The 9890-nt window shown below is 62.8% G+C and carries 7 protein-coding genes and 1 pseudogene; 3 read left to right on the top strand and 5 right to left on the bottom strand.

What is annotated here, in order from left to right; genetic code table 11:
* Positions 1-5081: pseudogene (locus tag A3H92_04720) on the top strand (hypothetical protein).
* 108 nt (positions 5082-5189) lie between these two features.
* Here A3H92_04720 and A3H92_04725 read toward each other — a convergent pair.
* The 5 genes from A3H92_04725 to A3H92_04745 all read right to left on the bottom strand — a co-directional run bounded on the left by A3H92_04725 (position 5190) and on the right by A3H92_04745 (position 9270).
* Positions 5190-5642: a muraminidase gene (locus A3H92_04725; protein OHC76314.1), complete on the bottom strand. Its 453-nt coding sequence runs from the start codon at positions 5640-5642 to the stop codon at positions 5190-5192.
* Positions 5643-5646: 4 nt separating this feature from the next.
* Positions 5647-5985 carry a hypothetical protein gene (locus A3H92_04730; protein ID OHC76319.1) on the bottom strand — a complete coding sequence of 113 codons (339 nt, stop codon included), beginning with the start codon at positions 5983-5985 and terminating at the stop codon, positions 5647-5649.
* 183 nt (positions 5986-6168) lie between these two features.
* Complete coding sequence (locus tag A3H92_04735) at positions 6169-6498, bottom strand: hypothetical protein (GenBank protein ID OHC76315.1); 330 nt, start codon at positions 6496-6498, stop codon at positions 6169-6171.
* Positions 6499-6517: 19 nt separating this feature from the next.
* A complete protein-coding gene (locus tag A3H92_04740) occupies positions 6518-8842 on the bottom strand; it encodes a phage tail protein (protein ID OHC76320.1) in 2325 nt (774 codons plus the stop codon).
* Positions 8843-8862: 20 nt separating this feature from the next.
* Positions 8863-9270, bottom strand: coding sequence for a hypothetical protein (locus tag A3H92_04745; protein ID OHC76316.1), 408 nt, complete (start codon positions 9268-9270; stop codon positions 8863-8865).
* Positions 9271-9337: 67 nt separating this feature from the next.
* On the opposite strand from A3H92_04745, the gene A3H92_04750 reads away from it, so the two are divergent.
* Both A3H92_04750 and A3H92_04755 read left to right on the top strand, forming a co-directional pair.
* Positions 9338-9688 (top strand): hypothetical protein, encoded by a 351-nt coding sequence (locus A3H92_04750; GenBank protein ID OHC76317.1) that lies wholly within the window; start codon positions 9338-9340, stop codon positions 9686-9688.
* Positions 9685-9890, top strand: a 206-nt coding sequence (locus A3H92_04755) for a hypothetical protein (protein ID OHC76318.1), incomplete at its 3' end; no start/stop codon positions are given. The genes A3H92_04750 and A3H92_04755, both read left to right, overlap by 4 nt.

Raw genomic sequence — 9890 nt, forward strand, 5'->3', positions numbered from 1 at the left:
ACACGCCGGTGACGATCTCCGCCGCCTCGCTGCTGGCTGACGACACAGACATTGATGGTGATGTTCTATCATTGACCTCGGTCTCTAATGCCGTTAACGGCATGGTGGCGCTGGACGTCAACGGTGACGTAGTGTTTGCACCCACCGCTAACTTCAACGGAGCGGCAACGTTCGATTACACGGTCTCCGACGGCAATGGGGGCGCGGCCACCCAGACGGTGACGGTGGACGTCGCCCCTATGAACGACGCGCCTGTTGCCGGGGTCGACACGGCTTCGACCGCCGAGGACGTGGCGGTGACGATCCTGGCCTCCAGTTTGCTTACCAACGACGGCGACGTAGACGGCAACCCGCTGACGCTGACTGCGGTGGGCAACGCGGCCGGCGGAACGGTCGCCCTTGATGTGAACGGGGGCGTGGTGTTTACGCCTAACGCTAACTTCAACGGGCCAGCCAGCTTCGACTACACCGTCATCGACGGACAAGGTGGCACGGCCACCCAGACAGTGACGGTGAACGTTGCGCCTGTGAATGACGCGCCGGTGGCGGGCGCCGATGGCGCCTCGACCTCGGAGGACACGGCGGTGACGATTCTGGCCTCCAGTTTGCTTGCCAACGACAGTGACATCGATGGCAATCCGCTGACGCTGACTGCGGTGGGCAACGCGGTCGGCGGAACGGTCGCCCTTGATGTGAACGGGGGCGTGGTGTTTACGCCGATGGCCAACTTCAACGGCGCGGCTGCCTTCGACTATACAATCTCCGACGGTAATGGGGGCGCGGCCACCCAGACGGTGACGGTGAACGTTACCCCGGTGAATGACGCGCCGGTGGCGGGCGCCGACGGCGCCTCGACCTCGGAGGACACGGCGGTGACGATTCTGGCCTCCAGTTTGCTTGCCAACGACAGTGACATCGATGGCAACCCGCTGACGCTGACTGCGGTAGGCAACGCGGTCGGCGGAACGGTCGCCCTGAATGTGAACGGGGACGTGGTGTTCACACCGACCGCCGACTTCAACGGCGCGGCAACGTTCGATTACACGGTCTCCGACGACCAAGGAGGCACGGCCACCCAGACGGTGACGGTTGACGTCGCCCCGGTGAACGACGCGCCTGTTACGCAGGCGAAGACCGCTTCGACGGCCGAGGACACGGCGGTGACCATCCTGGAGGTCGACCTACTAGCTGGAGCAACCGACGTGGACGGCGACGCTCTTGTCCTGGCCTCGGTTGGCAACGCCGTGGGTGGCACGGTCGCCTTGGACGTGAACGGCGATGTTGTATTTACGCCTGACGCTAACTTCAACGGCGCCGCGACCTTCGATTGCACCACCAGCGACGGCGCTGGAGGAACTTCCACCTCTACAGTTACCGTCGATGTGGCGGCGGTGAATGACGCTCCGGTGGCGAGCGCCGACGGTGCCTCGACCTCGGAAGATACGGCGGTGACGATCATGGCCTCCAGCCTGTTGGCTAACGATACGGACATAGACGGCAACCTACTGATGTTGACCGCAGTCGGCAACGCCGTGGGTGGTTCAGTCGCCCTGAACGTGGCTGGCGATATAGTGTTCACGCCGACTGCCAACTTCAACGGCGCGGCAACGTTCGACTACACCATCTCTGACGGCCAAGGTGGCACGGCCACTCAGATAGTAACGGTGAACGTTGCCCCGGTGAACGACGCACCAATTGCCAGCGCCGACAGTGCCTCTACTTCCGAGGATGCGGCGGTGACTATCTTGGCGTCGAGCTTGCTCGTAAACGATAGCGACACGGACGGCGATCCGCTGACGCTGACTACAGTCGGCAATGCGATTGGCGGGGCGGTCGCCCTGGATGTGAACGGGAACGTAGTGTTCACGCCGATAGCTAATTTCAACGGACCGGCCGCCTTCGACTACACGGTCTCCGACGGCAACGGCGGCGCGGCCACCCAGACGGCAACCGTAAATGTGGCGGCGGTCAACGACGCGCCCGTCGCTCAGACGGGTGGGCGGATACTGCTGGGCGAGGGGCAGACAGTTTCGGGCCTTCTAAAAGCTTCCGACATCGATGATGCTGCTTCGGCGCTGACCTACAGTCTGGTCAGCGGCCCGGCACATGGCGCGGTGACGCTGGCTACGGATGGCAGCTACAGCTTCCAGGCGGCCAGCGGCTATTCGGGCGGTGATTCCTTCACCTGGAAGGTGGTCGATGCCTCGGGCGGCGAGAGTACGGCCGGCACGGCGGTGACGGTAGGGGCCAAGGGCAACTGGGGCCAAATCGAGCGCGTCAATAGTTATATGACCAACGAGCAGACAAAGTCCGCCATAGCTGCGCTCTCCAATGGAAACAGTCTCATCGCCTGGTCTTCCGAAGGCCAAGACGGCAGTTATGCTGGAGTTTACGCTCAATTGTTAGGGCCGGACGGCCGACCAATGGGCAGCGAGTTTCGCCTCAATGCCACCACGACCAGTATCCAGCGTAATCCCGCCGTGGACGGTTTCACGGACGGCGGGTTCATCGCTGCCTGGGAAGCCTACCAGGACGGCTCGATCCTGGGCGTCTATGCCCGCTTGTTCGGGGCGGACGGCACGCCGAGCACCGCCGAATTCCAGATCAATACCACTACGGCGGACTGGCAATACGATCCCAGCGTTGCCGTGCTGGACGATGGGCGCTTCCTGGTCACTTGGTCGTCCAACCTGCAGGACGGCAGCAATTACGGTGTTTACGGGCGGCTCTACAGCCGTGATGGGGTTGCCCAGACAGGCGAGTTCCAGGTCAACCAGTACACCACCGATTGGCAATATGATGCCGAAGCAAAGGCACTGGCCAACGGCGGTTTCGTCATTACCTGGACTTCGATCAATCAGGATGGCGGAGCGCATGGCATCTATGCCCGCCTCTACGATGCCGCCGGATTGGCTACTGGCAACGAATTTCAGGTCAATGTTGATTCGGCATGGTCACAATACCGCTCCACCATTGCAACGTTGAATGACGGCAGCTTTGTCGTCCTCTGGCGCGACAGCGACTTCGTGCAAACGCCGTCTTCGGCCGGGGATATCACGGGACGGCGCTTTGCCGCCGACGGCGCGCCGATGACCGGCGAGTTTAGGGTCAATCTGTCCGATTACACAGGCAGCCAGATCAATCCCTCGATTACGGCCCTAGCCGATGGCGGCTTCGTGGCGGTGTGGGAGAGCATCGACAGCTTTACGACCTATGCCAATGCCATCCGAGCCCAGCGCTTCGACGTGAATGGCAATCTCACCGAGGCCTATACGGTGGCGGCGTTGCCCTATGATGCTGCCGGAGTCTATTTCCCCAAGGTGACGGCGCGGTCGGATGGCGGCTTTACGGTTAGCTGGCAGGCCAAGAGCGCCGATGGCGCCAACGACATCTTCACCAAGACCTATGCGGCCCAAGATATCACGGCAGCACAAACGGCCAGCACGACGACGGCGGATATTCAGAACCAGATCGCCATGCAGGGTTTGGCCGAGGGCGGCTATTGGGCCATCTGGTCTTCGTATAATCAGGATGGCAGTAGCTATGGCGTTTATGCCCAGCGCTTCGATGCAGATGGCGCCAAGCTGGGCGGCGAGTTCCGTCTGAACACCACCACGGTCTATGGCCAGTATTATTCATCGACCGCGCAGTTGTCCGATGGAACGATCCTTGTCTCCTGGACCTCAACCATTCAGGATGGAAATGCCGCCGGTGTTTTTGCCCGCCGTTTCAATTCCGACGGCACGGCGCTCTCCAGCGAGTTTCAGGTCAACACCTATACGACCAGTGATCAGTTCAAATCCTCCGTGACGGCGCTTTCCGATGGCGGCTTCTTCGTTTCCTGGCAGTCCCTAGGACAGGATGGCAGCGGTTACGGAATCTACGGTCAGCGTTTTGATGTCAACAGCAACAAGGTTGGTTCCGAGATCCAGATCAATAGCTGGACGACTGGTGACCAAAGCACAACCATGGTGGCGGCGTTGGTCAATGGGGGTTATGTCGTGGCCTGGGCGTCCATGGGCCAAGATGCGGCGGCAACCAATGGCGCTTACGCCCGCGTCTTCGACGCCGCTGGCAATGCCGTGACAGGGGAATTCCAGGTCAATGTCGGCACAGCGGGAACGCAAAGTCAGCCGGTGGTAGCGGGGCTTGCCGACGGCAGCTTCGTGATCGCCTGGTACGACAGCGATGCGCAACCGGCTCCCGGATCGGGATCCGATATTACGGCGCGCCGTTATGCCGCTGACGGCACGGCTTTGACCGAAGAGTTCCGCGTTAACTTGGCCAACATTACGAATAATCAATACAAGCCTACCATTGCGGCGCTGTCTGACGGCGGTTTCGTGGTGGCGTGGTATACCTATTCCGGAAGCGCCTTCAACGCCGTCATGGCCCAGCGCTTTGCCGCTGACGGCACGGCGGGTGAAAGCTATGCTGTGGCTACACAGGCCTATATGAATACGGCGGATCAAACTCCGAGCATCACGGCGCTGTCCGATGGCGGCTTTGCCGTCGGCTGGCAAGCTTACGGTCCGAACGGCACTTATGATGTCTACACCAAGGCCTATCACGGCTGGGCGCAGGACTTCGCGCCGCAGACGCTGATCGGCGGTTCGGCGGATGATCTGATCTCGGGTGGTGACGCCGACGACACGCTCTCCGGTCTTGGCGGCGCCGATACCTTGATCGGCGGGGCAGGGGCCGACAGCTACCTCTTCGGTCGCGGCGATGACGCCGATGCGGTGAACAACCAAAGCCATGGCGGCGAAGGTGACAAGCTGGTCTTCGGCGCCGGCATCGCCACCGATCAACTTTGGTTTGCCAGATCAGGCAACGATCTTTTGGTTAGTGTGATCGGCTCGTCCGATCAGGTGGACATTCAGGGCTGGTATGACACGGCAGCCAATCAGGTCGACAGCTTTCAAACGGCAGACGGTTACGCACTGCCGGCCGGCCAAGTCGACAATCTGGTCAATGCCATGGCGGCCTTCGCGCCACCCGCCATGGGTCAGATCACCCTACCGCAGAACTATCAAGACCAACTCGTCCCGGTTATCGTGGCGAACTGGCATGTGGGGTGAGAACAACAATACGAGGCCGGCTCGCCCCGCTGCAAAATGCAAAAAAGCGGTCGACCGGGGAAGATTCCTCCGGTCGACCGTGTTTATGAAAGCAGGTTAGACAAATCGTCATCCCGCTCCGGCATATATCCGGGCTTCCGCCTCCCGCCGCCGGATCAACCCCGGCAGTTTGCGCCCGCCGCCCCAAACCCATTTGCGGAACTCGTCGGGCGCGTCATCGTGCTCCTCGCGGTTGACCTTGCGGCGCAGAGTCGAGCGCTGGAGAGCGCCACCGCCCAGGTTGAAGGCGAAGGATGCCAGCGCATCGAACCGCCCGTCGGCGAGCGGAATGTTGACCAGCCGCAGCACCGCCCGCTCGGCGACGGCGACATCACGTCGGAGCAAGGTCTCGGCTTCCTCCTCGGTGACCGGCGGAGTGGCGGCGGTAACGGGTTGGCCGTCAAGGCCATGGATCGCGCCCCAGCCGATGGTCCACCATCCGGCCGGGCAGAGATAGGGCGTGGCGCTGAAGCCCTCGAAGCGCTTGATCAGCGCCAACCCTTGGTCGGTCATGTGGCGCATGGGATCAGCGCCCCCGCAACTTTGTAAGAGACCGCTGGCCGAACCAGAAACTGAGGGTGGCGGCGAACAGCGCTTGGGTCTCCGGGTCCCATATCTGCGGCAGGGCTTGCGCCAGCAACATCCCCTCGACGGCGATCAGCAGGTAGAGGGCGGAACCCTTCACGGCGGCGAACAGGGTGAAGAAGGCATAGGTGATGACCGGACGCACCGACCCCGCCAGTGCGTCCACCCACCGCACGCCGGTCGGGCGCAGCGAACGATAAAGGGCCTGGGATTCGGCGATGTCGGCCTGGACGTTGATCTCTTCCAGACGCTGGGTGTGGCCCAGCCTCTGCATCTCCATCTGGCGGTCGAGGATCGCCAGTTCATGCTTGCGGTCTTGATTCTCACGGAAGAGTTTGAGCAGGTCGGGAAACAGGCTGGTAAAAAATCCCAGGGCGGAACCGAGTAGAGTGAGCATAACGTCACCTCATAAAAAAGGCCGCCTCAATGGGTGGCCGACGATGGACGGGAAGGTGGGAAAAAATCAGGCGTCGGGATCGTCGATCCCGGCCTTGCGTTCGGCCCAGGCCTGAACGGATTCAATCGAGCGAGGGCCGAGATAGGACACGGCGGCGATGAACCCGGCCGCCGCCATGCCCCCGAGCTTCAGGTATTCAGCGGCGCCCCCGGCAACTACGCCCATGCCGACGGCGATCATCAGTTCCCAGGCCAAATGCAGCGACCAGAAACGCCGCCGTCCCTTGCGCACCAGATCGGCGTGATAAAGACTGCGGCCGATCAGCGCCCACCACACGGCCCATGCGAATCCGGCCAACGTTTGCTGCATCTCGGGCGGCAGGTTGCGCCAGACCATTGTGATTCTCCTTGTCGGATCAGTTGACGTGAACACCGTCGTGCTCGCCGACGCACGAGATCTCGACCCGCTCGCCGCGCGGGCGGACGGCCAGCACGCGGGCGAACAGGCTCCAGGCGTCGCTTGGCCCGAAGGCGTAGTGGGTGCGCTCGGCCTCGCCGCCGATGTATGGTTCGATGTCGAGCGGCGCTTGCGGGACCGCCGCATCGTCGGTTTCTCCCGGCGTCACCGGATAGGGACCGGCGATGGACCCGTCGGAGCGGCGCAGCGCCAGGTAATGGGGTTGCCCTTCCGCCCATTCGAGCGGTTCGGAGGTGATCATGGTTTCCCCATCCCAGCCGACGATCTCGCCGCCCTGGCCCCAGCGCGGCATGTCGTGGACGACGGCGATCAGGTCGCCGTAGGTGGGGATCAGGCCTTCCAGTTCGGTCTGAAAGGTGATCAGCTTCCTCCGGTAGCGATTGGCGGCGGCCATGTAGAGACCCTCCCGCCCGGCATGGTTTTTATCGGTGCAGCCGGTAAGCTGGAGCCGGGCCGGTTTTTCCTCGGCGGAGTCAGGGAGCTTGGCGGTCACCTCGTCGGGCCGCCAGGTGATGGCGGAGAAGAACTCCACCGTCACCGCGTCCGCCGTCTCCTCGCCCGGCATCACATAGCGAATACGGAATGACCCCTTGGCGATGTTGCGCGGCCCGAACAGGGCCACCGGCAAGCTCTGCGGACTGTCCCTGACGATGCGCACCACCCCGCCCTGCTGGATGGGCACGGCGCGGCCGCAGCGGGCGATGCGGGTCAGCGCCTCCCACACCGTCATCGAAGTATCGAACACCCCGTCAAAATGATCGCCGCGTTGCTCCCACAGGGCATCGAGGGCCAGCAGACCGGAAAGGTCGATCCGGGCATCGGCCAGCCCGGCCCCGTAGGCGGCCCGGCAGACATCGGCGAAAGCCCAGGCGATGGAACGGGTGGGCTGTGGGAGCGACCAGCCGCTGGCCGCCGACCATGTGGGCAACTTGCGGGTGACGATGCAATTGACCATCCGCGAGGAGCGCTGGGAGAGATTATCGGTAGCTCTCATGCGGAGAGCGAGCAGCGTCACCTGCCCGTAGTCGGGCGCATCATGGAGCCAGGTTTTTAATCCCGCCCAGCGGAGTTCATGTCCGGCGCGAGAGGATGTGTCCTTGCTGTCGGTGCGCCTCAGACGCGCCTCGTAGCGGCCCGACGCGACGGCGTACTTGTAGCTCAGGCGGATCGGGGTGGTATTGGCCGCCGAATGATTTTCAGAAGCCAACAAAATCCAGTCGCCTAATGGGGCGCCGTCGTAATCGATGGCGCGAGCCTCGACCACCCAACTGGCCGAGCGAGAATCCAGCCCGCCGGAATTGTTGGCGTAGTAGAGGCCGCGAGTAAAAACGACGTCAATGCCGAGATGGGTGGCCAACGTCCCGGCATCGGCAGAAACGAACGGCCCCACCCAGCCTGTCTCGCCGCCGGTAAGCTGGTTCGGCCCCTGCAATTCCTGTCCGGCCACTTCGGGAGCGGTGGTAACGCCGGGATCAAACAGGGTAACGACGCCGCCCGGTTCGATGATCTCGTACTGAATCTCGGCAAAGTTGCCGATGTCGGTATCTTCCAAGCGGAGGGCCTCGACCTGATAGCATCCCTGGCCGATGACGTGAAGCTGATGAAGATATTGCTCGTTGCCGGCGTATTCGCTCCAGGGTTCGGCGGCGATATCGGGGTAAATTATGTGGCGGCCGTAGACCACCGGAATGGGCTGCCCCAATCTTACCTGATTGCCCTGGGACTGGAGCGAATAGGTGGGGCTGGGGCCGGGCGGACTGCCGCTGCTACCCAGCCCCCAATCGGCCGAGGGTCGGGACGGGTTCGGCGCCGGGATCAGCGCATTGACCAGGGCGCCGCCCACCATGCTGACCGCGCCCGAGATCACGGCGCCGAAAACCTGGCCAAACGTTACCGAGCCGAAGGCGAACGCCCCGGCCTCGAAGCCGAAAGCGCCGGCCAGCGCCGGGCCGAAGGCGGCGCCGGCGACGGGACCCGCTATCATGAGGGCAACCATGAGCACGGTCTTGAGCGGGTTCTTGCCGCCGCCGCCACCCCCGCCGCCGCCGCCGTGGGGCAGGGCGATAAAGCAGACCACGTCGCCGGCGCGAATGACCAGTAACGACCATTCGACGCGCAACACGGGGCGGCCATTAACAAAACAGATGGTGGGCTGGGCAAACTCGGTGATTCCTCGCCCATCGAGCCAGCCCCGGATGGTGACCGGCTTAGGAACCGCCGCCGCCTCGCGGTCACGCTCGGGCCGGAAGGCGTTGCGGACCATGACGACGACGGCAGGGCGAATCACGGACGGTCTCCGATAAATCTATAGAACCCCTCGATCCGCCAGCCATGGACGGCGAGGCTGCTCAGCGACTGGGCGACCACGCCCTTGTCGCGAACGACGTGCAGCACCCGACCGCCATCAACCGCGATCCAGACGCCGGCATGGACGGGATAACGGGCCTGGCGCATCAGCACGCCGTCGCCTTCGACGGGGTGGTCGACCAAGTCCCAGCGTTGCCGTTCCTGGTGATCGCGGAATCCACGGGCGATGGCCAACAGGGCGTCAGGATTAGGAACGGCGGGCAGGTCGCGGCCGAAGCGTTCCCGTTGCACATGGCGCACCAGCGCCCAGCAATGGAAGGAGTCCGGCCCTTCCCCGTCGGTCGCCCACGGCAGACCGATATAAGCAGCGGCCCAGTGACTCATAATATCCTCTCGTTCATTGGCGTAATTTCTTGTGGCAACGAGTCTTGCGCCATGCTAGAATTCCATCATGGACGAAGCTCCGCATACTGTGGTTGAGACGAAGGCTTTCATGGCCGAGTCCAGGCGGTGCATGACGGAAGACGAGCGGTTTGCGGCGATCTCCATGATCGCGGCCGATCCGCAATGCGGACCACGGATTGAAGGCGGCGGCGGCATTCGCAAGGTTCGTTTCGGCATAGGGGGACGCGGCAAACGCGGCGGAGTGCGGATCGTTTATTACTACCACCACGCTGAGGTTCCTGTTTTCTTGCTGACGGTGTTTGCCAAGAACGAGAAATCGGACCTTGGCCGGGTTGAACTTGCCGCTTTGGCGAAGATTGCGACAAAGTTGGCCGAAAATTACGGAGGCGCGAAATGAGCAAGAAGGCTTACGACAAGATCATGGCCGGACTGGAGGATGCCTTGGCTTATGCCAAAGGAGATGCTGGCCGTGGGATTGCCCATGTGGTCCGCGTGCCGGTCGCAGACGTCAAGGCGGCGCGCCGCAAGCTGGGCATGACCCAGGTCATTTTTGCCCGCAGCTTCGGGGTCAGCGTAGATACGGTGCGCAACTGGGAACA

The sequence above is a fragment of the Rhodospirillales bacterium RIFCSPLOWO2_02_FULL_58_16 genome (assembly GCA_001830425.1).
Lineage (GTDB): Bacteria > Pseudomonadota > Alphaproteobacteria > Rhodospirillales > 2-02-FULL-58-16 > 2-02-FULL-58-16.